Source organism: Rathayibacter sp. Leaf296 (assembly GCF_001423045.1).
Taxonomy (GTDB): domain Bacteria; phylum Actinomycetota; class Actinomycetes; order Actinomycetales; family Microbacteriaceae; genus Rathayibacter; species Rathayibacter caricis.
Genome location: NZ_LMNR01000002.1, coordinates 886,158 through 909,945, shown reverse-complemented (window position 1 = coordinate 909,945; position 23,788 = coordinate 886,158). Strand labels below are relative to the sequence as shown.

Genomic DNA, 23,788 nt, shown 5'->3' with positions numbered 1-23,788 from the left:
CGGCGATGGCCCAGACGCAGTCCCGGTCGGCAACGGCGCTCCAGGAGGCAGTGGTGCAGCTCGCGCGGCAGAAGCGCGCGGACCAGATCACCGTCTCCGAACTCTGCCGGGCGGCCGGCATCACCCGCGACACCTTCTACCGGTACGCCGACAGCCCGATCCGGCTCCTCGCAGGGGTGCTCCACCACGACCTCGAGGCCTACGCGGCGGTGACGCGGCACCTTCCCGAGGCTCCCCCCGGGGGAACGGTCATGGACGCGCCGACGCGCGCCTGGCTCGAGCACGTGTGCCGCTTCGAGGCCGTGTACCGGCGAGCACTCCAGCCTCATCTTCCGATGGAGATGCGCGAGGTGCTGCTCACCCGGATCCAGACCTTCATGCTCGCCCACGCCGCCTCCCATCCCGAGATCCGACCCCTCGTCGACGGCCGGGTGATGGACGACCGGGCGATCCGGCTCGCGTCGGCCTACGCCGCGTCCGGTGCGGTAGGGGCGATCGAGGCCTGGCTCACGAGCGGGCCGATCGGTGCGCTCTCGGTTCCCACGGCCCTGATCCACGCCTCGGCGGCGTCGTGGTGGTTCTCGCCGGTCGACCCGCCCCGTCGCTGACCCCGCGCCCGCTCCGGTTCGACGAGATCGACGCCTCCGCTACGGCGACGGGACGGCGTCGAGTGACGGGAGGTCGAAGCGGGAGCGAGTCGGGCGCACCGTGGTGAGGTCCAGCGCCGACTCCGATGCCGGCGCCAGCCTGCCCCACTCCGCGATGCTCTCGGCGACGCTCAGAGCTCTGACGGACTCGGCGGCGACGGCGCTGTGCCGGCCGGCGATCGTGCGGACCGCCTGGGCCGCCAGAGGCATCGCCGCGTCGTACACCGCTTCGAAGAGGCGCCGGCTGCCGGCTCGCGGCCAGTCCGCGGGGAGCGCCGCTGAGGGCAGGTCGGGGTCGACGGTCGGGAATCCGCGCCATCGCCCGAGGAGTCGGAGGGACAGGCCGAGAGCCTCGATGGGCGAGACGGATCCTGCTCGCAGCGAGTAGACGGCGGGACGGAACTCGGCATCGAAGGCCTCGTAGATCGACTTCAGCTGCCGCAGCGGCCAGATCGCCTCGGGGTCGACGGTACCGAGCACCTCGGCCGACCTCAGGACGAGGCCGTCCGGGGGGAGGAATCGGCGGATGCTCGTCTCGACGAGGTCCAGGGGGGCGCGGGGCGAGATCCAGACTCCGTCTCGGAGCGGCCCGAAGCCGAGCCACCGGAGCCACTCCCGCAGCTCGTCCCGCTGCTCCCGACGCGACTCCGGCAGCGAGTACGCCACCAGCGTCCACTGCCCGTCCCAGGGTTCGGGGGTGACGCCGAACGTCATGGTGAGCCGCTCGCTCGCGGGGATCGAGCTCCGCACCGCGTCCGACAGGCGGTAGAAAGTGGTGCGCCCGACCTTCTCCGTGCCGAGTGTCCCGCGCTTCGCCAGCCGACTGAGGCTCGTCCGAACGGCCGCCTCTGAGATGTCGAGCCTCCCGAGGAGCTCCACGATCACGGCGGAGGGCACGTCGACGCGGTGGTCCGGCGGCCAGAATTCCCCCATCAGAGTGGTGATCGCGCTCTGGGCGGAGTCGCCGGCGACATCGCGGGGCAGGTGGGGCGAGTCGACGACCGAGTGATAGAAGTAGGTCACGATCGAGATCCTCTCCTGGTGGTCCTGCGAGCTTAGCGAGCAGCGTGCTGCAGCAAAAGCATGACAGGTTCGTTGTCAGGTGCCGCGGAGTGTGTCACACTCGGTCGAACGGGCCGTCTTCGAGCCGTGATTCCGATCTCTTGCAAAGGTGCAAAATGAAACCCACGATCCGACCGGGGAGGTGGGCGGCCGTCGCGGTCGCTCTGGCCTCGGCCCTTGTTCTCAGCGCGTGCGTGGGAGGAGGTACCGGCCAGAGTTCGGCAGGCGGAGGGACGCTCACACTCGCGTCCGGCACCGCGCCCAACTCGTTGAGCCCCGGCGACGCGTCCAACGGCGGACCGCAGACCTGGTTCCAGCTGCTCGCGTACGAGCCCCTCATCGCCAGTGGTCCGGACGGGGAACCCGCTCCTGGTCTCGCGACCGACTGGGGCTACGTCGACGGCTCCGGCGGCACGCAGTTCCGGCTCAACCTCCGCGATGACGCGGAGTTCGCGGACGGCACGCCGGTGACCGCGGAGGCGGTCGCCGCGTCCATCACCTGGTTCGTGGCGAACGCGACCGGCCCGACGTCCGGATCGTTCACGGGGTGGACGGTCGAGGCCACGGGTGACCTCGAGGTCACGATCACGACTCCGGCACCGACGCCGATCGTGGCGGACCTCCTCAACCCGTACAACCTGGGCGGCAACATCATCAGCCCCGAGGGTCTGAAGAACGCCGACACGCTCGCCAACGCGACCTACGGCGCGGGACCGTACGTCTACGACTCGGCGGACTCGGTGACGGGCGACCACTACACGTACGTGCCGAACGAGAACTACTACGACCAGAGCCGCATCCGCTTCGACAAGATCGTGATCCGCGTGATCGCCAACATGTCCTCCGCGCTGTCGGCCGTGCGCAGCGGCCAGGTCGACGCCATCCAGGGCGACACCACCGTCGTCGAGTCGGCCGAGTCCGCGGGCCTGGATGTCGTGGGCGCGCCGAACGGGTTCTACGGCTTCTTCATCTGGGACTGGGCCGGCCTCAAGTCGCCGGCGCTCGCGGACCAGAGGGTCCGACAGGCCCTCAACTACGCCATCGACCGCGAGTCGATCGCGTCGGCGGTCTTCGGCGACCTCGGCACGGCGACATCGCAGCCCACCACCCCGGGGTGGGACGGCTACGACGACTCGCTCACGGACGCCTACCCGTACGACCCCGACAAGGCCGAAGCGCTGCTCGCCGAGGCGGGATACGCCGACGGCTTCTCCTTCGATCTGCCGTACGCGTCTTACGACCCCAACGGGTCGAAGCTCATCCAGGCCGCCGTCGAGCAGCTGAAGCAGGTCGGGGTGACGGTGAACCTCACCCCGTGCGCCTCGCTCGCCGAGCTGGTCGACGCTCTGAACGCCGGCACCTTCTCCGGGACGAGCCTCTTCTGGGGCGGCCAGACCCAGTACGCGAACACGAATCAGCTGTGGCTGCCGCAGAGTCCGGTGAACCCCTACAAGAACCTGCCGGTTCCGGGCCTGGAGGACGCCTTCGCCGCGTACTCCGCAGCGGACGAGACGGACCGGGGCGAGCTCGCCCAGGCGGTGGAGGAGATCGTCGTCGATCAGGCTCTCAGCGTCCCGATCGCGCAGGTCGACTCGGTCTACATCCACAACGCCGAACTGCAGGGCGTCCAGGTCGACCCCAGGGGCAACCTGAACAACCCGGCGGACTGGTCCAAGTAACCGGGAGAGGGGCCGGTCCCGCAGGGGACCGGCCCCCGTCTGGAGGCAACCGTGCTCAGCGTCATTCTCAAACGAGTCCTCATCTCGATCCCTCTTCTGCTCATCACCTCGCTCATCACCTTCCTCCTGCTGGCTCTGCTCCCGGGAGACCCGGCCCGCGCCATCGTGGGCGTCCAGGGCACGCCCGAGGACTACGAGCGGGTCCGGGAGCAACTGCACTTGAACGAGCCGCTCTGGCAGCAGTTCTCCTCCTACGTGGGAGGCCTGCTCCGCGGCGACCTCGGCTCATCGCTCTACACGGGGGAGTCCGTGTCGCAGATGCTCGGCAGCCGCCTCCCGGTGACTCTCAGCATCATCATCGGCGCGACTCTCGTGGGCGCCGTCGTCGGCATCGTCCTCGGGGTGCTCAGCGCGCGCTACGGCGGAGCGCTCGGACGGACGGTGGACGTGGTCTCCCTGATGGGTCTGGCGCTCCCCAACTTCTGGCTCGCGCTGCTGCTCGTCACTCTGTTCGCCGTCACCGTCCCGCTCTTCCCCGCCACCGGGTACGTGCCTCTCGACGTGAGTCCCGATCTGTGGCTGGCGTCGATCACGCTGCCCGTGATCGCCCTCGCGGTCGGCAGTGTCGCGTCGATCTCCAAGATCACGCGCGACGGGGTCGCCGATGCTCTCGAGCAGGACTACATCCGCACACTGCGCTCCGCCGGCGTCTCCGAGACGTCGCTCCTGTGGAAGCACGCGCTGAAGAACGCCGGCGTCCCGGTCGTCACCGTGGTCGGTCTGAGCTTCCTCGGAGCGCTCGCCGGAAGCCTCTTCGTCGAGGCGGTGTTCGTCCTCCCCGGCCTGGGCGCACTGGTCAACGATGCGACGACACGGCAGGACATCCCGGTCATCCAGGGCATCGCACTCGCGTACGCCGTGATCGTGGTGATCGTCAACCTCCTCGTCGACATCTCCTACGCCTACCTGAACCCGAAAGTGAGGACCGCATGACCGCCACGGTCGTTCCGGAGTCGCGCGTCGCGATCGCGTCCGCGAGCAGGACCTCCCTCCGCGGCTTCCTGCGGCGACCCCTCGCGGTCACTGCGATCGCGGTCCTCCTGCTGATCGTCGTCGGCAGCGCCGGCGCGGGGCTCCTCGCGCCCTACGACCCCTTCGCGCAGGAGCTCCTGAACGCCACGCAGCCGCCCTCCGCGGCCCACCTGCTCGGGACGGACACTCTCGGACGCGACGTCCTCTCCCGACTCCTGTGGGGTGGTCAGCCGGCACTCGCGGCCGCCGCCGTCGCCTCCGCGACCTTCGGTCTGCTGGGGATCGCGATGGGACTGCTCGCCGGGTACTCCCGCGGGGCCGTCGACCGCCTGATCTCGCTCGTCATCGACATCCTGATGTCGCTGCCGGGGCTCGTCCTCATGTTCGCGGTGCTCGCGGTGTTCCGGAACAACCTCTTCGCCGCGATGACCGCACTCGGACTCCTGTCGTCAGGAGGTCTCGCGCGGGTGGTCAGAGCCTCGACGAAGTCGACACGGGAAGAGCTCTACGTGAAAGCCGCCCAGGTGTCGGGCCTGTCCTCGGGGCGGATCATGCTGCGCCACGTCCTCCCTCGACTGACCGGGCCGATCATCGTCCAGATCTCTCTCTTCGTCGGCATCGCTCTCGTCGTCCAGGCCGGCCTCGGCTTCCTCAACCTCGGAGTCCAGGCACCCGCTCCGACGTGGGGCGGCATGGTCGCCGAAGCTGCGCAGGTCATCACCCAGTTCCCGTGGCTGCTCGTCCCGTCGGGTGGGATCGTCGCCGTCACCGTCGTCGCGTGCGGTCTGATCGGCGACGCCGTCCGCGACGTGAACGCGGAGACCAAGTCGAGGAGCGGTGGCATCAGGGCGCGTCGTCGCCGGTCTCGCGCCGTGCCGGGGGGAGTCGACGAGTCCTCGCCCCTGATCTCCGTCAAGGGCCTGACGATCTCGTTCGCGACCTCCGGCGGTGCGCGCGAAGTCGTGCACGGCATCGACTTCGACGTCGCAGGCGGCGAGTTCGTCGCCCTCGTCGGAGAGTCCGGCAGCGGCAAGACGATCACCGCCCTCTCCCTGCTCGGGCTGCTCCCGGACAACGCGATCGTGGACGCCGAGCGCGTGCGGATCGCAGGCCGGGACTTCACCGGGCAGCCTTCGGCGTCGTTCCGCCCGCTCCGCGGGAGCGTCATCGGGCTGGTCTCCCAGGAGCCGCAGGTGGCACTCGATCCGGCCTTCACGGTGGGAGCGCAGCTCCGGGAGGTCATCAGAGCCCAGGGCGGCCTGAAGGGACGCGCCATCCGCTCCCGGGCTCTGGAGCTCCTGGCCGCGGTCCGGCTCCCCGATCCTGAGGAGATCGAACGCCGCTTCCCCCACCAGCTCTCGGGCGGTATCGCGCAGCGCGTCGTGATCGCGATCGCACTCGCCGGCAACCCCGACCTGCTGATCGCGGACGAGCCCACCACTGCTCTCGACGTCACCGTCCAGTCTGAGATCCTCGACCTCCTGCTCCAGCTGCGGGAGGAGTTCGGGATGGCGATCCTGCTCGTCACCCACGATCTCGGCGTCGTCGCCGACTGCTGCGAACGCGCGCTGGTGATGGAGCACGGGCTCATCGTCGAGCGCAGCGACGTCGTCTCGCTGTTCGCCAGGCCCGAGCACCCCTACACGCAATCGCTCATCGCGGCCACACCACGGTTGCTCGACAGCGAGCCGACCGCGATCGACGGAGAGGCCACGGCATGACGCAACCGATTCTCGAGGTCACCGGGCTGAGTGTCACCTACCCGGTCGCTCGGAGGAGCCTCCTCGCGGCGAAGCCGGACCCGTTCGCGGCGGTGAAGGACGTCAGCTTCGAGATCGCACCGGGGGAGACCCTGGCACTCGTCGGAGAGTCCGGATCCGGGAAGTCCACGATCGGCAACGCGGTGCTCGGGCTGGCGCCGATCGCCGCCGGCCACGTCCGGTTCGAAGGCCGCGATCTCGCGACGGTGTCGGTCCGGGAACGACAGCGCCTCGCCCGGGAACTGCAGGTCGTGTTCCAGAACCCGTTCGGCTCCCTCAACCCCTCGCTCACGATCGGCCAGATCCTCACCGAGCCTCTGCAGGCTCTCGGCGGGCAGTCGCGGTCGTCGAGCAGGGAGCGGATCGCGGAGCTGCTCGAGCGCGTCGGCATGCCGGAGGACGCCGCGCATCGCTACCCGGGGAACTTCTCCGGCGGTCAGCGCCAGCGGATCGCGATCGCCCGCGCGCTCGCGGTCTCTCCGAAGCTCATCGTGTGCGACGAGCCGACGAGCGCCCTGGACGTGTCGACCCAGCTCGTCGTGCTGGAGCTCCTGACCGAGCTGCGCGAGCAGAACCACCTCTCCTACCTCTTCATCACCCACGACCTCGCGGTCGTGAGGCACTTCGCGCACCGGGTCGCCGTCCTGCGACGCGGAGAGATCGTCGAGGTCGGCTCCGCTGCGGACGTGTGCGAGAACCCGCAGCATCCCTACACCCAGCGACTCGTCGCTGCGGCACCGGTGCCCGACCCGGTGCTGCAGTCGAAGCGTCGAGCGGCGCGCCTCGCGGCAGGGTCGGTGCGCTGATGAGTGCGGCCACGACCAGCACCGGATCCACCGCTCCGGGCTTCGAGAAGGTCCGCGATCGCCTGGACGCCTACCTGCTGGAGGATCCCTTCTTCAGCGCCCAGCTCTACGCCTCGGTCGAGGGCGAGCCGGTCGTCGATCTGGTCGGCGGTCCCGACGGGCGCGCCGACGGAGTCACGGGCGTGTTCTCCGCATCGAAGGGAGTCGCGGGGATCGTCCTCGGCACGCTGCTGCGAAGCGGGAGTCTGTCGCTCGACGAGACGGTGGCTCACTACTGGCCCGAGTTCGCGGCGAAGGGGAAGGGAGACATCCTCGTCCGCGACGCGCTGTCGCACCGCGCGGGCCTGCTGGGCCCGCAGGAGAACATTCCGACCAGCGCGATCCTCGACTCGCGGACGGCGGCCGAGATGGTCGCTGCAGCCGGACCCGCATGGCGGCCCGGCACATCTCTGGGGTACCACGCCCTCACCATGGGCACGCTCATGGAGGAGCTGGTCCGGAGGGTGACGGGGACGACTCTTCAGAGGCTCTACGAGGAACTCGTCCGCGAGCCCCGCGGGATCGACTTCTGGCTCGGCCTGCCGCGCGAGCTCGATGACCGCTACGTCCCCCTCCGGGCGTTGCGGCTCTCGGCGCAGCAGGAGGCCGAGATGGCGAGTCGGCCGCTAGGTCCCGACGGGATCACTGCGCTGGGGTTCAACGCCGTCAACCCGCGCGCGCAGCTCCCTCCGGAGGAGGGGGCGCTGTCGCCGAACCATCGTCACGTGCGCGAGGCGGGCTGGTCCGCAGGAGGTGGTGTCGGCTCCGCGAGAGGTCTCGCGCAGGTGTACGAGGCCGCCCTCGGCTACAACGGCGAGCCTCTGCTGGACGAGCGGACCATCGAGGCGATGTCGCAGCAGCAGGCCTGGGGGATGGACGAGATCCTCACCGTCCCCATGTGCTTCGGAGTCGTCTTCATGAAGCCGCTTCCACGGATGGAGTTCGGGAGCTACCGCGCCTTCGGTCACGATGGCGCGGGAGGCGCCATCGGATTCGCCGACCCGCTCCACCGGCTCGCGTTCGGCTACGTCCCCCTCCCCATGCAGTACCCCGGCGGCGCGGATCCGCGCGCCGTCGTCCTGTCCCAGATCATCCGCCACTGCCTGAGCACCCGACCCGATGAGGAACAACCATGAACGACGCCGCCGATGTGAACCGCAGAAGCTCCCGAGGACTGGTCGCGCAGGGCTACGAACCGGTCCGCAATCAACTGGACGCGTACCTGCTGTCCGACCCCGCTTTCAGCGCCCAGCTGAGCGTGTACCACCGGGGCGAGCACGTCGTCGACCTCGTCGGTGGACCGGATCTGGACGAGGATTCGATCACCGGCGTCCACTCCGTGTCGAAGGGGGTCGCAGGAGTGACCTTCGCGACCCTCGTGAAGGCCGGAGTGATCGACGTCGATGCGCCGGTCGCGGAGTACTGGCCGGAGTTCGGCGCGGCGGGCAAGGACCGCATCCTGGTCCGCGAGCTGCTCTCCCACCAGGCGGGTCTCGTGAACGCCCCGGGCGGGTTGACCCGCGACGAGATCATCGACTCCGCGCGCGGAGCAGAGCGCCTCGCCGCCACCTCACCCCTCTGGGCACCGGGGTCGGCGTCCGGCTACCACGCGGTCACCATCGGGATCCTCCTCGAAGAACTCGTCCGTCGCGTCACGGGCGACACCCTCCAGAACCTCTACGAGACGCGGATCCGCGCGCCCCGCTCGATCGACTTCTGGCTAGGACTCCCGGAGGACGAGGAGCACCGGTTCCGCACCGTCCTCCCCATGGTGCCGACGCCTCAGCAGCACGCCGAGATGCAGGCTCGTCAGTTCGGCCCCGACAGCATCACCGCCCACGCCTTCAATCTCGTGCGCGAGGGCGGCGAAGGCTCGATCGAGGACGTGTCGCCGAATCATCGCGACCTCCGGGCGGCCGGCTTCGCTTCCGGCGGCGGCATCGGATCCGCCGACGGGCTCGCTCGCGTGTACGCCGCCGCGCTCGAGAGCGGCGGCGACGCGCTGCTGGACGAGGCCACGATCGAGACGATGTCCCGTCAGCAGACGTGGGGCGAGGATCGCGTCCTCGGCGTCACGATGTCGTTCGGGGTGGTCTTCATGCGGCCCCAGCCCCGCATGGAGTTCGGGAGCTACCGAGCGTTCGGTCACGACGGGGCCGGTGGAGCCCTCGGCTTCGCCGACCCGCTCTACGACCTCGCGTTCGGGTACATCCCGCTGCCGATGCAGTACCCGGGCGGAGCGGACCCGAAGGCCGTCGTGCTCTCGCAGCTGGTGCGCCAGTGCGTCCGCCAAGCCGACCTGAGCTGACCGGTGACCGGCGACCGACGACCGCTCGCTCCGAGCGCTCCGGAAAGGACAGGACAGTGACTGATCGATACGTGGATCTGGCCACCCGTGACGGTGTCCTCCGCGGCGTCGAGTTCGACGGGATCGCGAGCTTCCTCGGCGTCCGGTACGGCGACGACACCGGAGGTCCCAATCGGTTCGCCGCCCCCCAGCCGGTGCGGCCGTGGGAGGGCGTTCGCGACGTGCTCGAGTACGGCCCGTCCGCGCCGCAGGTCGACATCCGGCTGACCGCATCCGGTCGGCTGCCCGAGGCCCTGTCGCTGCTGTACCCCCGCACCGGCGGTCCGCTCGAGGGCGGCGCGGCGAGTGAGGACTGTCTGCGGCTCAACGTGTGGGCGCCGTCCCGGGCCGCTCCGGGGACGCTGCCCGTCATCGTCTGGCTGCACGGTGGCGGTTTCACCCACGGGTCGGGCAACGAGAGCGTCTTCACGGGGCGATCGCTCGCCGCTCGCGGCAACGTGGTGGTCTCCGTCACCCACCGGCTCGGGCTCCTGGGCTTCCTCGACCTCCGAGGTCTCGGGCTCCCGGCCTCGGCGAACGCCGGGATGCTGGACATCGTCGCTGCGCTCGACTGGGTCGCCGCCCACATCGCCGAGGTGGGGGGCGACAGCTCGCGTGTCACCGTCGTCGGCCAATCGGGCGGGAGCGCGAAAGTCGCTGCGCTGAACGCCATGCCGGCGGCTCGAGGTCTGTTCCAGCGATCGGTGATGATGAGCTTCCCCTGCAGGGAGGTCGGCACGCCGGCGGGCTCGGCCGCCCTGGCCGCTCAGGTCCTGGCGGACCTGGAGGTCACCGACCCGTCGCGCCTGCGATCTCTCCCTCTCGAGACCCTGCTCGCGGCTCAGGCCACCGTGCTCGGCGCGGCGAGCGGTCGCTTCGGATCGGGCCGTCCCGGCGTCCTCGGAGGTTTCGGGCCGTCGCTGGATCCCGCCGACCTCCCGGACCATCCTTTCTCGCCGACACCGGCCCCGGGCTGGCGGGGTACGGACCTGCTCATCGGCTGGAACAGCCACGACGCGTCCCTGCTCCTCGCAGAGTCGCCGCAGTACTCGTCCGAGCTGACGGCGGAGGACGTCGTCCGCCTGATCGACGAGGACGAACCGGGACAGGGCTCCACGCGCTATCACCGGATACGGGCGGAGCATCCGGGCGAGCCGGACCACCTGATCTGGGCCCGCGCGATCACGGACCGCATGTTCGCCGACCCCTCGCGACAGCTGGCACAGGATGCGGCGCACAGCTGCCGCTCGGTGTGGGTGTACGAGTTCGCGCGCGAGACGGACGTACTCGACCGGCTGCTCGGTGCGTCCCACAGCCTGGAGCTCGCCTACGTCTTCGGCACGACCGCGAGTACTCCGTTCACGGGCACCGGCAGCGGTCGCACGCTCCTGTCCCAGGAGATGATGCACGCCTGGTCGGCCTTCGCCGCCGACGGTGCTCCGCGGGTCCCGGGCCGGGAGTGGCTCCCCGTGTCGCAGGGGACCGTGGCACCGCACCGATTCGGCTCCGACTCGTAGAACGTCCCGTCCCCGCGGAGTGCGACTCCGCGGGGACCACTCGCCGGCGACGGCAGTGCCGACTGCGCCCTGGATGCGTCCGAGGGGCGTTCTGGAAGACCCGACATGTACCCCGGAATCATGCAAGACCCGCCGAAGCGGGCCACGGAACCACGAAAGGCCCGCCGAAGCGGGCCTTCCATCACTCTCGCGAGTGGCACTTGCGTGCGATGCACTGTCTCAACCAGTACTCGGTGGCTCCGAACCACCGAGTGGTCTGGATTCCGAGTGCGCCCGGAGGGATTCGAACCCCCAACCTTCTGATCCGTAGTCAGATGCTCTATCCGTTGAGCTACGGGCGCAGTCCATCGCGTGACCCCGGGGGGCGCACGCAACGAGGTACGACTATACACGCCGGCGGGCCCCTCCGCGAATCGGCGTGCGGGCGGAGGAGGGTGCTGCTCCTCCGCCCGCACGGTGCTCAGTCGACCGCGGTCATGCGCGCGCCCAGGCCCTTCAGTCTCGCGACGGTCAGGGTGCCGACCGCCTGCGGAGCGCCCTCCGGCGAGAGCACGAAGGCGTTGCGGGCGACGTACAGGGCGCCGTCGCGCAGCTCGATCGCGGCCGGCGACGTCACGGCGAGACCCGTGACCGGCGTCGACGTGCGCGGCAGGATCAGGGCGACGCGGCCGGTGCCCTGCGGTCCTCCGAACAGCTCGGTCACCGCGATGGTGCCCGTGAAGCGGTCGACGGCAAGGCCGGTCGCGCTGATCAGGCCCTTCGCCACCGTGCGGATCTCGCCGGTGCCGGGGTGGATCTTCAGGACCGAGCCGCGGGCGCCGAGGCTCGCGTCCTCGGGACCGCCGGGCAGCGAGGTGACGTACAGCCAGCCTCCGGGGCCGACCTCGATGTCGGTCGGGACCGGCTCGAAGGAGTAGCCGTAGCCGGCGCTGCAGGCGGGGAAGCCGAAGGCGGCGGCGATCTCGGCGGTGATCGTGACGGGGGCGGTCGGAGGCAGGACGGCCACGGTCGACACGTCCCCGTTCGGGGCGACCTTCACGATCGCATTGCCGGCGGCGTCGGCGACGTACACGCCCGTGCTCGTCGCGGTGGAGGCGTACGGATGCACGTCCACGACTCCGGAGTAGGAGGCGGGGCCGGCTGTCGACGGATCGACCTGGGCGGCGCAGTCGGCCGGCAGATCCACGAATCCGTAGGTGTTGCCGGCGTCCGGATTCGCGGTGGCCTCGTACTCGCCGAGGTCGGCGAGGGTCGTCGGCGAGCCGCCTCCGGTCGGCACGGAGCGCAGGAGCGCCGTCCCCTCCTCCTGGACCCCCTCGGTGTAGTAGACGGTGGAGCCCCTGACCGAGACGGCGCCGATCTCGGAGCCCGGGGCGGATGCGGCGACCGAGGTGGTGCCGTCGGGGGCGACGCGGGTGAGGAGGCCGGCGAAGTTCTGCGCGACGAAGGCGGTGCCGCGGGTGTCGACGGCGAAGCTCAGCGGGGAGAACAGACCGGTGGCCCGGTCGGTCACGGAGACGAAGGAGAGGGGGGAGGGGGCGGCCTGCGCGGCGGGGGCGAGGCCGAGGGTGGTCACGGCGACGGCTGCGGTCGCTGCGACGAGGAGGCGTTTGTTCACGAGGTGCTCCTTTGCACTCGGGGTGCGGGCGGAGCGAGGGGCGGATCATGCGGTCCGCTACTCCGACCGCGACGGCGGGGATTCGCCGACGGGGGCAGAGTAGGACGACCCCGGGCCGGTGTCCAGGTTCCGGGTGTGCCGCACCTCCCGGCTCTCATCCGTCGCTGACGGTCGTGTCGGAGCGGTCGGGGCGGCCGTTCGTGACGGATCGGCCGCCGCGGAGTGCTCAGGCCTGAGCGCGGTGGTCCGCCCGGTACTGCGACGGGCTCGTGCCGTTCACGGCGCGGAACTGGCGCGAGAAGTAGAAGGCGTCGGAGTAGCCGACCGCCTGCGCGATCTCGGCGACGGTGTCGTCGGTGGTGATCAGCAGCTCGCGGGCGCGGGCGCTGCGCAGCCGCTTCACGTACTCCACGGCTCCGAGGCCCGTCGCGCGGGTGAACAGGGCCGAGAAGTGCGAGGGGCTGAGGCCGGCGAGGGCGGCGAGCTCGGTGATGCTGGTCGGCGACGCGAAGTGCTCGCGGAGGTGCTCCTGCGCCAGGCGGATGCGGTCGCCGGACTCGACGGGGCCGCGGGAGCGGTCGGCGGCGAGCTGCGCGAGGAGGTGGAACGCCGCTCCGCTCGCCGAGTAGAGGCTCGCGGCGGTCTCGTCGCGCTCGAGTGCGAGGACGGCCTGCTCGATCAGGGCCTTGGCGGCGAAGGCGTCGCCGACCGGCACGACCGGTCCGAAGGAGTCGCCGAGAGCGGCCGAGACCAGCGCGGGCACGTCGGCGCCGCGCACGTGCAGCCACCAGACCGACCACGGCTCGGCGGGGTCGGCGCCGTAGCGGTGCGGGGTGCCGGCGGGCAGCACGACGGCCCGCCCGGACGACACCACCGTCGTCGCTCCGCCCGCGTGGACCGCGCCGCGGCCGGCCGTGCACAGGATCACGATCGCCTCGTCCGCGCCGTGGGGGCGACTCCGGCTGTGGGACGCCGCATGCGGGAAGTGTCCAGCATCGGTCACGAGGAGCCGGTCGGTGATCGGCTCGGCGAGGGCCCGCTGCACCAGCGGAGCCGGGAGTACTCGCAGTCTCTGCCCGAGGAAGCCGTCCGTCATCGCCACGGCTCCGAGTGTACGAGGGGCGGAGGATCGTCCAGCCGGTCCGTCGGATCCGCCATGGGAACGGCGCAGGGCGCTGCCTAGGCTGGCGCGATGACGGCCCAGAACTCCGCAGCCCAGCATCCCGCAGTCCAGAACCGCGCACCCCTCTACCCCGACTCCCGCTACATCCCCGTCCCGCTGCCCGCCCACTTGCCCGAGACGCTGACGATCACCCTCTGGGACTTCTCCTGGTACGTCCGCACCGGCCCCGGCGAGCCGTTCGAGGACCTCGAGGCGGCCTTCACGGGCGCCGTCGAGCGCGGCTACAACACGATCCGCATCTGCGCGATGCCGTTCCTCCTCTTCGGCTCCGGCCTCGACACGCGCGAGCTCCGGCTCGGTCCGCTCGGCGGCGCCTACGGGCAGCGCGTCCGCTGGTACGACGTGAAGGAGGAGACGGTGATCGACGGCCGCGCCCACCTGCTCGCCCTGTTCGAGGCTGCCCGGCGGCACGGCGTGTTCGTGATCGCCTCGTCGTGGGAGTACCAGCAGTCCTCCGCCTTCGCCCTCGAGCGCGACTGGTTCGACGCCCTGACGGCCGTGGCGCCGGAGGAGCGGGCCGAGCGGCTCGCCGAGGCGCAGGCCGCGCTGGTCGCGTTCGTCGCCGAGCACGGTCTCGACGACCGGATCGCCTACGTCGAGCTGCACAACGAGGTGCAGGCGGGGCACCTCACCGAGGGGCTGGACGTCGACCTGACCGACATCGACGCGGCGACCGTCGCCCTCACTCCGCGCCTGACCCGGGGGATCGACCGGTTCCACGAGCTCGCCCCCGGCGTGCCGTGCGCTGTGAACTACGCGCACGTGCCGGTAGGCGGGATGCGCGGGATCCCGTGGAACTCGGACGTGCTGGCCCTCCATCCCTACATCTACGGCGTGCTGAATGAGATGATCAGCGAATTCGGTCTGCGCGGACCCCTCGAGGGGTTCGAGCAGGAGCGCGCCGAGCGGGCCTTCCTGCTCGAGGGCGCTCCTGGGATCGCCGAGTGGACGCTGACGCCCGAGTCGCAGTGGAAGCTGACGGCCACGATCGTGGGCCGCGGCGAGATCTACGCGCACGACTGGGGCGACGCCTCCGCCATCGACCGCTGGCTCGAGGACCACTACGACCGGCACCACCTCGGGATGCGCTCGACTCTCACGCAGTGGATCGCGGTCGCGGCCGATCACGCCGCGCTGCGGGGCGTCCCGCTCGTCTTCGGTGAGGGCTGGGTCGGCTACACCCCGCTCGAGGGCCGCTTCGAGGAGGGCGCGATCGGCGCCGAGTACTGCCGTCTCGCGATGGCGGAGTCGCGGCGCGTGGGCGCGTGGGGCTCGATCGTCTGCTCGAACGCCGCTCCGCAGCACCCGATGTGGGACGACGTCGCGCTGCAGCTCGAGTGCAACGCGCTCTTCACGGGGGAGTGAGCGGGCTCGCACCGCGAGCGGCCGTCCCTCACTCCCGGTGGAACAGCAGCAGCTCGGGCAGGCTCGTCGCGAAGTAGTCGGTCGATCCGTCCTCGCGCACGGCCGCCGGTGCGGTGAACGCGGGGCGCGCCTCGCCGAGTGAGGCGGGAGGGGTGCCGATCGGCAGTCCGAGGGCCGTGCGTGCCGCGTCCCAGGCTGCGAGCGCGCGTCCCTCGCCTCCCTCCCAGGGCTGGAACGGGCGCGATTCGAGCAGGTCGAGCGCCTCCGAGGCCCGTCCTGCGGCGGTGAGCAGTTCGGCGTAGCCGACGGTGAGGTCGTCGCGCGAGAGCACGAGGGGCAGCTCGCTCTCGAGGCGGGCGAGCCGGTCGTCGTGGCCGAGGCGTGCCGCGAGCTGGTCGAGCTCGTAGAGGATCCGGGCGTCGTCGGGAGCGAGCTCGCGGGCGCGCAGGTAGGCCGACCACGCCGCGTCGTCGTCACCGGAGTCGTTGTAGGCGGCGAGGCCGGCGTTGCGGTGCGTGACGGCGTCGGTGCTGCCGCCGGCGATCGCGCGCCGCCAGTGCTCGGCCGCCTCCCCGCGGCGTCCGGCGTCGTAGAGCAGCATGCCGAGGAGCGCGTGCGCGCGGGTGTCGGCGGGATCGGCCGCGACGGCCGCGACGAGCGCGTCGTGCGCATCGAGGCCCGCCGGGAACGCGCGGACGGCGTCGACCGAGGCGGCGTCGCGGCGGACGGCGGCGGCGTCGCGATGCCGGCCCTGCCGCTCGAGGAGCTGGGCGAGCAGGTAGCCGGCGGGCGAGGCCGCGCTGCCGGCCCCCTCCGGAGCGGGCGCCCCGTGCAGGACCGACGCGAGCAGTCGCTCCGCCTCGGCCGTCTCGCCGAACGAGGCGAGATCGAGGGCCGCGTCGATCCGCGCGAACGGATCGGCGGGGTCGCGTCCGTCGAGGGTCCGGGCGAGCTGGTCGAGCGGATCGAGCGCCAGGGTCTCGCCGAGCAGGCCCGCCGCCTCCGTTTCGCGTCCGAGGGCGCGGAGGCAGACGACGGCGAGGGCGCGGGCGCGCAGGTCGTCGGTGTCCAGGCGCAGGGCGGTCCGCACGTCGTCGAGGGCCGCGGAGTGGTCGCCGTCGGCCGCGAGGAGGCACGCGCTCTCGACGAGCGCGGCGTGCGCCCACTTGCCGTCCCAGGCGGCTTTGCCGAAGGCGGCGGCGGCCTCGCGTCGGCGTCCCAGGCGCAGGAGGATCACCCCGCACAGGTGCAGCGCCTCGGTGTCGGCGGGGTTGCCGTTGTGCGCGGTGAGGCGGCGGAGCGACGCGTCGCAGTGCTCGAGCGCCTCGTCGTACTCGCCGCGGCCGTACGCGTGCTCCGCGAGGGCGAGGTGGACGCGCGCGTCCCCGGGATCGCGCCGCAGGGCCTCGCGCCAGTAGGGCAGCGGCGAGCGGGTCGGGTGCCGGTACTGCGCGAGGTGCACGCCCGTGAGGTACAGCTCGTCGACGGAGGCGGTCTCCCGCGGCGACGGCGGCTCGGTGGCCGTCTCCGGCTCCTCCTGCTGCACCCGCGCGGGCACCTCGTAGGCGAGCAGGGTCGCTCCGTCGGAGCGGACGACGACCGCCAGCCCCGCCGGATCGGTTCGGGAAGAAGGGAGATCCGCGACCAGCGGAGCGCCCGGTCCGAGGTCCACGGTCCACTCGCGCAGGACGGCGCCGTCGTCGAGGAGCTGGACGGTCGCGGCCGGGTGCCGTCGCGTCGTCGCGACTCCGATCCGGATGCGGCCGCCCTCGACGTCGAGGTGCACCGCCGTCTCGCGGGTCGCCTGGTGCGCGACGCCGATGCCGCTGATCGGGTACCAGTACTGCGTGAACGTCTTCGTCTCGCCCGGCATCAGCCACGAGAAGTCGGGCTGGTTGTCGGTGAAGACTCCGGCCATGAGTTCGACGTAGGGGCCGTCGGAGTCGGTCAGCTGCGCGTCCCAGGCGTGCCCGAACGGCGCGTCCCCCCAGGTCCACTGCTTCTTGCCGGGCGCGACGCGGCGGTCGGCCCAGTGCACGAAGCCCGCGCCGGCGCGGTGGTCGTAGCCGCCGAAGAAGGAGTCCTCGGTGCGGACGACCATGTAGGAGGTGGGGACCGGGATGCTGCGGTAGAAGTCGAGGCGGTCCGCGCCCGGATCCTGCGCGGCCCGGGCGGGGTAGTCGACTCCGTAGTACGGACGGTCGGCCGCGGGGAACGCGGTGATGGCGCGCCGCGCGTGATCGGCGACGTGCTGCACGTCGCGCGGGAAGAAGGACTGGTAGTCGTCGTGGACCCGGGCGGCGACGTTCGCCCACCAGAGGAAGGTGCGGCGCTCGCGGGTGCGGTTGTGCAGCCGCACGTCGAGCTCGACGAGGCTCGAGCCGGGTCGCAGGCGCACGCCGTGCAGCCCCTTCATGCGGCTGAGCGGGTCGTGGTCGCCGCACCGGACGACGACGGAGCCGTCCTTGTCGCGCGCGATCTCGTGGTCGGTGGGCAGGAAGGTGCCGGGCCGGTGGTGCTGCGGCCAGTTGAACTCGACGCCGCCGCTGACCCAGGGTCCGGCGAGGCCCACGAGGGCCGGCTTGATGACGGAGTTGCGGTAGAAGAAGTCGTAGCCCGTGGTCTTGTCGTGGCCCGAATGGATGCGTCCGCCGAGGTCCGGGAGGACCACGACCTGCACGAACTCGTTCTCGAGCACGACGGCCCGCCACTCGCGGTCGACCGGCTCGGGCGCGATCCGGTCGATGAACGGCAGCGGGTACACCCGGCCGCTGGAGCCCTGGTAGACGCGGCGGTCGAGGAACATCGGCAGGCGGCTGGGCTCCTCCGGCGCGTAGGTGGGCAGGATCAGCACGGTCTCCCAGACCGCGGCACCGCCCTCGGAGAGCACGGCGGCGGCCTCGGCGGGCGCGGCGAGGAGGGCGGAGGAGGCGGCGGTGGATCCCATGCCCCGAGGGTAGGGAGGTGGGTTGCGCGGGGGAATGGCGCGGTGACCTGGACGATCCTCCGACGGCCACCCCTCCTCCCCACGACCTCGTCCGGTGAGTTCTCCACAGTGCACCGCGCCTGCCCGCCGCCCACATGCAGATGGTCACTACTCTCCTCGCACGGGGCTGAAGCGGACCGTCGCCGGCGCGGATGCGCACGAGCGGCTGAGGAGAGGACTACGGATGAGTCGAACGGAACGATCGGGGCCGGCTGATCGTCGGAGGGGCGGCCTCCGGGCGGCGGTCACCGCGGCGACGGGCTGCGTGCTCGTCGGCGGACTGCTCGGCGGGGGAGCCCTGGCGCTGCCCGCGGCGGCGGCAGGCGAGCCTCCACGGACGACGCTCGACAACACCCTGCTGCACGGCGGAGCGACCAACGGGGGTGTCACGACCGTCTCGGCCTGGCTGCGCGCGGGCGAGGTGCTGCAGGTCGACCTCCATCCGCTGAAGGGCGGCTCGGGGTCGGGCGAAGGGGAGAGCGGAGGAGGGACCGCGGCGGTCACCGCGCCCGACGGCACCGTGCTCGATGCGCAGGTGTTCCCGCGCGGGGCGCCGCCGAGCACCGCCGCGGGCGGAGCCTTCGTCGCCGACGCGACCGGCGTCTTCCGGGTGAGCGTCACCGACGACGACGTTGCCTCGCCGGTCAACCTCGTCTGGAGCATCGGCGTCTCCTCGGCCGAGGGGGAGGCGATCGCGGGTCGGGTCTGGTCGACGTCCTACGGGATCCAGTCCGGGGCGCGGGAGAGCTATCCCCGCGCCGAGGACCGGCGCTCGACCTTCACCCTGCACGCCGTCACCGAGACGGGCGCCCGCTACGACATGACGCTGCGCGACTACGACGGAGTCGCGTCCACGCTCCAGGCGACGAACAAGGGCAACGTGCGGGTCGGCTCCTCCGATCCCTCCTACCTCTCGGTGCCGATGCCGCAGTCGACCGAGGCGGGGGGTATCGGAGCGCAGTTCCTCCAGCCGTCGGGCCGCACGGGAGTCGACGGACTGCAGACGTACAAGCTGTTCCTCGATCCTCCCGCGGCCGACCTGCCCGCCTCGATCGCGCCCGCCTACGCCGCGCCCACCATCGCCGACCTCGCCTACCGGCGCTCAGGCTCGGGATCGAACGCCGGCTCGCTGACCGGAGTGCTCGGCACCCAGCCGGGCACGGTCGGAGTCGACATCGACGCCGACGGCGACGGCAGCTGGGACGGCGAGCGCGACGTCCACCTGACCGAGATCGTCTCCGCGCCCGGGCCCTTCGCCGTCGCATGGGACGGCCTGGACGGCCGCGGCGACGCCGTCGACACGACCGACCCGGACGTCCGATTCCGGGCCGCGATCGGCCGCACCAACGAGTTCCACTTCACCCGGGTCGACGCCGAGACCTCGGTCGGCGGCGTCTCGATCGTGCGCTCCACCGGCGGCGGCGGCGATCCCGCGGCGATCCACTGGGACGACTCCCTGCTCGAGGACTCGAACTCCGAGCGCTACTCCGTCACCTCGCACGTCTCCTCCGGCGCCGAGGGGGTCGACTCGAGCAGGGGAGTGCACCGCTGGCGCAGCGACGACACCGACCAGGACCGGACGCCCAACGCGAACGACTCCGTGCACGGGTCCTACGGCGACCTGCGCGCCATCGACGACTGGGCCTACGGAGCCGACGGGGCGTCGGCCGAGGCCGCCCTCGGTGCGCTGACCCCGCACGTCACGATCGGCAAGACCTCGTCGGTCGCGTCCGATGTGCCGCTGACGCCCGGAGCCCGGGTGCCCTACCGGGTGACCCTGGCCTCCGACGGCACCGGCGACGCCGTGGACGCCTCGGCCGTCGACTTCCTCGACGAGGGGGTGCTCGACGACGCCGACCTGGACGAGGCCTCGATCCGCACCTCGCACGGCTCGGCGGCGGTCGATCCCGCGACCGGGCGGATCACCTGGGCGGCGGGGACCCTGCCGGTGGGCACGGTCGCGGAGCTCCTCTTCGACGTCGTCCTGCACGTCGGCGGCGACGGGGACCGCTCGCTGGTCAACACGGCCTGCCTCGCGTCGGCGCCGTTCCAGCCCTCCGAGTCGACCGTCGGCACCGATGCGAACCCCTGCGCGACGGTGCCGCACACCGTCGGCGAGGCGCGGCTGTGGCTCCGCAAGACGGCTTCGCAGCCGTCGGCCGAGCACAGCGGCGCGGCGGGCTTCGACGTCGTCGTGGGCAACTCCGGCACCGTCGACGCGTCCGGAGTGACGGTCACCGACGTGCCCGCTCTCGAGCACCTCTCCGACGCGACGATCGAGGACGGCGCCGGAGGAGTGCAGCCCGCGACCGAGCCGGTCACGGGACTCAGCATCCCGGCGGGCGGGCAGATCGCCCTGCACGTCAGCGGCCGGGTGGCCGACGGCTACGACGCGCTCACGGTGCGTAACCGTGCATCGATCACCGAGCAGCCGACCGGCTTCGAGCCGCCGCTCGTCGAGAACGCCTGCGCCGACGAGCCCACCGCCTCCTGCGCCGAGATCCCGGTGCCGCCCCTCGAGGGCCGGCTCGAGATCGTGAAGACCGCCCTGACCGGGACGGTCGCGCACGGCGGTCGGGCCGGCTTCGAGATCGCGGTCCGCAACACAGGCGCTCGACCGGCCGAGGGGTTCACCCTCGTCGACCTGCCGACGCTCGCGCACCTCTCCGACGTGACGATCTCGCGCGACGGCGGCCCGGAGTCGAGTGACTTGTCGGTCGAGGGTCTGAGCCTCGCTCCGGGAGCATCGACCGTGTTCCGCGTCACCGGCACCGTCGCGGACGGCGTCGACGCGTGGACGATCCCGAACCGCGCCGCGATCGACGATCTGCCCGAGGGCTTCGCGCCGACCGTCGTGGGCAACCCCTGCGCCGATGACGCCGCGGCGTCCTGCGCCGAGGTGGTCGTGCCGCCGGTCGGAGTGGTCCCCACGGTGATCGCGACCACCGCGACCCTCGCGTCGACCGGAGTCGCCGGTGGAGCGGGCGTGCTCGGCGCGGGGACGCTGCTGCTGGCCGGCGGCGGCATGCTGCTCGCGCGACGCGTCCGTCCGAGGTCCGGCCGCGCCTGATGCGACCGCGGGTCCCCGCTGCCGACCGGCTCCGGGGGCCCGCCCCTCAGTTCTCCCGAACGGCCCCGGCTCCAGGGGCCCCCGACTCAGAAAGCGCTCGTCCATGACGTCCCCCTCCGATCTCCCGCTCCACGTCACGGAGCGCTTCGCCCTGCCCGGCGGATTCACCGGTGTCAGCACCTGGTCTGCTCCGGACCCCGAGCGCTTGGAGCAGCTGCTGCGCACCCGCGCCGGCCACCCGCACCCCGACCGCGAGCCTCCCCGGCGCCTCCACCTCGTCCCCGCCTCCCTCGTCCTGATCGAGGAGTCGCGCGACGGCGTGCTCCACCGCCTCGACCCGAGGCAGGAGGCGCGCACCGACGTCCGCTGGGCGCGAGCGCTGCGCCGCTCGCGCCGACCCGCGTGGGTCCGCCGTCTCGTCGGGCCCGCAGATCTGCCGGACCCGGGATCACCCCGGTCCCTCGGCCGTCGGACGGAGCGGGCGGAGGGGATCGGACCGTGACGACCCGCACCCTCGCCGCTGTCGCGGAGCGCGACGGGCGCACGTGGCTCGTGAGCATCCCCGAGCTCGGCACCGCGCTGCGGGCGTCCACCGTCAGCGAGGTGGACACCGTGGCCCGCGCGGCGGCCGCCCAGCTCCTCGACCTCCCGGAGTCGGAGATCGAGCTGATGACGTCCGTGCGCGTCACCCCGCAGGCCGGCCCACGCGAGCCGGCCGTCCGAAGGGGGGCGCAGCGCCCGTGACGGGGCGCTCAGGAGGAAGGGGCCGTCCCGGGATCAGCCCTTCACAGCTCCGGAGGTCATGCCGGCCACGATCTGGCGGTTGAAGAAGATGTACATCACCAGCGGCGGGATCGTGATGAGCAGCACGTCCATGAAGAGCAGGTTCCACGACGACACCGACTGCGACGAGAAGTTGTACAGCGTCAGCTGCACGGTGGCGTTCTCGTCGCCCGGCAGGAAGTACAGGGCGTAGGTGAAGTCGTTGAACACGGTCACCGCCTGCACCACGATCACGGTCACGATCACGGGCTTCAGCAGCGGCAGCACCACCGTGAAGAACAGGCGGAACGGTCCGGCTCCGTCGATCGTCGCGGCCTCGTCGAGCTCGCGAGGGATCGTCGAGACGAAGGCGCGGAACAGGAGGATGCAGAACGAGAGGCCGAAGGCCACGTGCACGGCGATCAGACCGGGCAGTGTCTTGAAGAGCTCCAGGCCCTGCAGCACCCAGATCGTCGGCACGACCGCCGGAGGAATGATCAGGCCGGCGAGCACGAACCCGTTGACGAGCGGGTTCCACCTCGACCGGCGGCGCTGGAGGACGTAGCCGACCATCGCGGCCAGGACCACCATGATCGCGACCGACACGATCGTCAGGACCGCGCTGTTCACGAACGCCCGCAGCAGCACGAAGTTCCGCGCCGAGACGACCTCCTGCAGGTTCTCGACGAAGTTCCACTGCGTCGGCAGCGTGAAGCCGAGCAGCGACGCCTCCTGCTGCGTCTTGGACGCGGTCAGCACGATGAAGAGGAAGGGCACGATGAAGACGATCACGGCGAGGACGATCGCGGTGATGCCGCCGCCCCAGCGCCAGAGGCGCGAGCCGCGGCCGACCCCGCGCTGCCGCACCTTCGCGGCCGGAGGATCGAGGGGGGTCGTCGAGAGCGGAGTGGGGGTGATCGGTGTCGCGGTCACAGCTCCTTGTCCTTCCGGTTGAGCCAGGCCGAGAGCGGGAAGATCAGCGCCGCCACGACGAGGAAGAGGATCACGTTGCCGGCGGTCGAGAGACCGTAGAAGCCCGCCTGGTACTGCTTGTAGATGACCGAGGCGACCACGTCGCTCGTGAAGCCCGGCCCGCCCTTCGTCATCGCCCAGATGAGATCGAACGAGCGCAGCCCGCCGATGAGCGAGAGGAGGATCACGGTGACGGTGGCGGGACGCAGCAGCGGCAGGGTGATGTGCCGGAAGTTGTGCCAGGCGTCGGCGCCGTCGACGCGGGCCGCCTCGAAGTAGTCCTGCGGTATCGCGACGATGCCCGCGATGTAGATGAGCGTCGCGAGTCCGACGCCCTTCCAGACGTCGACCAGCGCGACCGAGAACAGGGCCCACTGCGGGTCCGTCAGCCAGCCGGGGCCGGCGACTCCGATCGCCGCCAGGCCCTGGTTCACGACGCCGTCGAAGGGGTCCAGGAGCACCTTGAAGGTGATGCCGATGCCGATCGTGGACACCAGCACAGGGAAGAAGACGACGCTGCGGAGGAACCCGCGGCCGATGATCTGCGAGCTGAGCAGCAGGCCCAGCAGCATCCCGAGGACGATCTTCAGGCCCGAGGTGATCGCGGCGTAGATGAACGTGTTGACGAACCCGGTCGTGAGCGCTGGGTCCTGAAAGAACGCGATGAAGTTGTCGAAGCCGATGAAGGTCGAGTCGAACAGCGTCCAGCGAGTGAGCGAGAAGTACAGGGAGGCCGCGGTCGGCACGAGGAACAGCACCACGTAGAAGACGCCGGCGGGCAGGTAGAACCAGGTCGGGTACGGGCTCTTCATCGCCCGGCGCCGCGCGGGCTTCTCGGGGGCGGGGGCGCTCGCCGGAGTGGGGCGCTCCTGCGTCAGTGCGGTCATCGGATCTCCGTCGATCGGGCGGGAAGGGGGAGGGGGCGGCGCGAGGTGCGCCGCCC

At 71.5% G+C, this 23,788-nt stretch carries 18 protein-coding genes and 1 tRNA gene; 12 read left to right on the top strand and 7 right to left on the bottom strand.

Annotation, left to right across the window (positions count from 1 at the left end; all coding sequences use genetic code 11):
- Positions 1–5 precede the first annotated feature (5 nt).
- Positions 6–608 carry a TetR/AcrR family transcriptional regulator gene (locus ASF46_RS14440; RefSeq protein ID WP_157602546.1) on the top strand — a complete coding sequence of 201 codons (603 nt, stop codon included), beginning with the start codon at positions 6–8 and terminating at the stop codon, positions 606–608.
- A gap of 39 nt (positions 609–647) precedes the next feature.
- Here ASF46_RS14440 and ASF46_RS14435 read toward each other — a convergent pair whose 3' ends face one another.
- A complete protein-coding gene (locus ASF46_RS14435) occupies positions 648–1,670 on the bottom strand; it encodes a PaaX family transcriptional regulator C-terminal domain-containing protein (protein WP_056868200.1) in 1,023 nt (340 codons plus the stop codon).
- Positions 1,671–1,825: 155 nt separating this feature from the next.
- Between ASF46_RS14435 and ASF46_RS14430 the strand changes: the two genes are divergently transcribed.
- The 7 genes from ASF46_RS14430 to ASF46_RS14400 are packed head-to-tail and all read left to right on the top strand — an operon-like array spanning position 1,826 to position 10,889.
- Positions 1,826–3,388: an ABC transporter substrate-binding protein gene (locus tag ASF46_RS14430; RefSeq protein ID WP_082485517.1), complete on the top strand. Its 1,563-nt coding sequence runs from the start codon at positions 1,826–1,828 to the stop codon at positions 3,386–3,388.
- Positions 3,389–3,439: 51 nt separating this feature from the next.
- On the top strand, positions 3,440–4,381 hold the full coding sequence (locus ASF46_RS14425) for an ABC transporter permease (RefSeq protein ID WP_056868198.1): 942 nt from the start codon (positions 3,440–3,442) through the stop codon (positions 4,379–4,381).
- A complete protein-coding gene (locus ASF46_RS14420) occupies positions 4,378–6,141 on the top strand; it encodes a dipeptide/oligopeptide/nickel ABC transporter permease/ATP-binding protein (protein WP_056868197.1) in 1,764 nt (587 codons plus the stop codon). The genes ASF46_RS14425 and ASF46_RS14420 overlap by 4 nt, the downstream gene beginning before the upstream one ends.
- Positions 6,138–6,986, top strand: a complete 849-nt coding sequence (locus tag ASF46_RS14415) for an ATP-binding cassette domain-containing protein (protein WP_056868196.1) — start codon at positions 6,138–6,140, stop codon at positions 6,984–6,986. The genes ASF46_RS14420 and ASF46_RS14415 overlap by 4 nt, the downstream gene beginning before the upstream one ends.
- Entirely contained in the window at positions 6,986–8,161 is a 1,176-nt protein-coding gene (locus tag ASF46_RS14410; RefSeq protein WP_056868195.1) for a serine hydrolase domain-containing protein, read from the top strand. The genes ASF46_RS14415 and ASF46_RS14410 overlap by 1 nt, the downstream gene beginning before the upstream one ends.
- The gene (locus tag ASF46_RS14405) at positions 8,158–9,333 is read left to right on the top strand and encodes a serine hydrolase domain-containing protein (protein ID WP_082485516.1); all 1,176 of its coding nucleotides are present in this window, start codon (positions 8,158–8,160) and stop codon (positions 9,331–9,333) included. The genes ASF46_RS14410 and ASF46_RS14405 overlap by 4 nt, the downstream gene beginning before the upstream one ends.
- 56 nt (positions 9,334–9,389) lie before the next feature.
- On the top strand, positions 9,390–10,889 hold the full coding sequence (locus tag ASF46_RS14400; protein WP_162240186.1) for a carboxylesterase/lipase family protein: 1,500 nt from the start codon (positions 9,390–9,392) through the stop codon (positions 10,887–10,889).
- Positions 10,890–11,157: 268 nt separating this feature from the next.
- Here the strand turns inward: ASF46_RS14400 and ASF46_RS14395 are convergent.
- From ASF46_RS14395 to ASF46_RS14385, 3 genes are all read right to left on the bottom strand, one after another.
- Positions 11,158–11,230, bottom strand: a tRNA-Arg gene (locus ASF46_RS14395).
- Positions 11,231–11,349: 119 nt separating this feature from the next.
- Positions 11,350–12,507, bottom strand: a complete 1,158-nt coding sequence (locus ASF46_RS14390; protein WP_056868193.1) for a ScyD/ScyE family protein — start codon at positions 12,505–12,507, stop codon at positions 11,350–11,352.
- A 226-nt stretch (positions 12,508–12,733) separates the two neighbouring features.
- Positions 12,734–13,603 (bottom strand): AraC family transcriptional regulator, encoded by an 870-nt coding sequence (locus ASF46_RS14385; protein WP_056868192.1) that lies wholly within the window; start codon positions 13,601–13,603, stop codon positions 12,734–12,736.
- A 96-nt stretch (positions 13,604–13,699) separates the two neighbouring features.
- Between ASF46_RS14385 and ASF46_RS14380 the strand changes: the two genes are divergently transcribed.
- Positions 13,700–15,055 (top strand): cellulase-like family protein, encoded by a 1,356-nt coding sequence (locus ASF46_RS14380; protein WP_082485514.1) that lies wholly within the window; start codon positions 13,700–13,702, stop codon positions 15,053–15,055.
- A gap of 28 nt (positions 15,056–15,083) precedes the next feature.
- Here the strand turns inward: ASF46_RS14380 and ASF46_RS14375 are convergent, their stop codons facing one another.
- Entirely contained in the window at positions 15,084–18,002 is a 2,919-nt protein-coding gene (locus tag ASF46_RS14375; RefSeq protein WP_056868191.1) for a DUF5107 domain-containing protein, read from the bottom strand.
- 223 nt (positions 18,003–18,225) lie between these two features.
- Between ASF46_RS14375 and ASF46_RS14370 the strand changes: the two genes are divergently transcribed.
- From ASF46_RS14370 to ASF46_RS14360, 3 genes are all read left to right on the top strand, one after another.
- Positions 18,226–21,111 carry a DUF11 domain-containing protein gene (locus ASF46_RS14370; protein ID WP_157602543.1) on the top strand — a complete coding sequence of 962 codons (2,886 nt, stop codon included), beginning with the start codon at positions 18,226–18,228 and terminating at the stop codon, positions 21,109–21,111.
- Between the two features lie 103 nt (positions 21,112–21,214).
- A complete protein-coding gene (locus tag ASF46_RS14365) occupies positions 21,215–21,613 on the top strand; it encodes a hypothetical protein (protein WP_056868189.1) in 399 nt (132 codons plus the stop codon).
- Positions 21,610–21,855, top strand: coding sequence for a hypothetical protein (locus ASF46_RS14360; RefSeq protein ID WP_056868188.1), 246 nt, complete (start codon positions 21,610–21,612; stop codon positions 21,853–21,855). Before ASF46_RS14365 ends, ASF46_RS14360 begins: the two co-directional genes overlap by 4 nt.
- Positions 21,856–21,888: 33 nt before the next feature.
- Here ASF46_RS14360 and ASF46_RS14355 read toward each other — a convergent pair whose 3' ends face one another.
- On the bottom strand, positions 21,889–22,686 hold the full coding sequence (locus tag ASF46_RS14355; protein WP_235576995.1) for a carbohydrate ABC transporter permease: 798 nt from the start codon (positions 22,684–22,686) through the stop codon (positions 21,889–21,891).
- Between the two features lie 116 nt (positions 22,687–22,802).
- Entirely contained in the window at positions 22,803–23,732 is a 930-nt protein-coding gene (locus ASF46_RS14350; protein ID WP_056868187.1) for a carbohydrate ABC transporter permease, read from the bottom strand.
- Positions 23,733–23,788 lie beyond the last annotated feature (56 nt).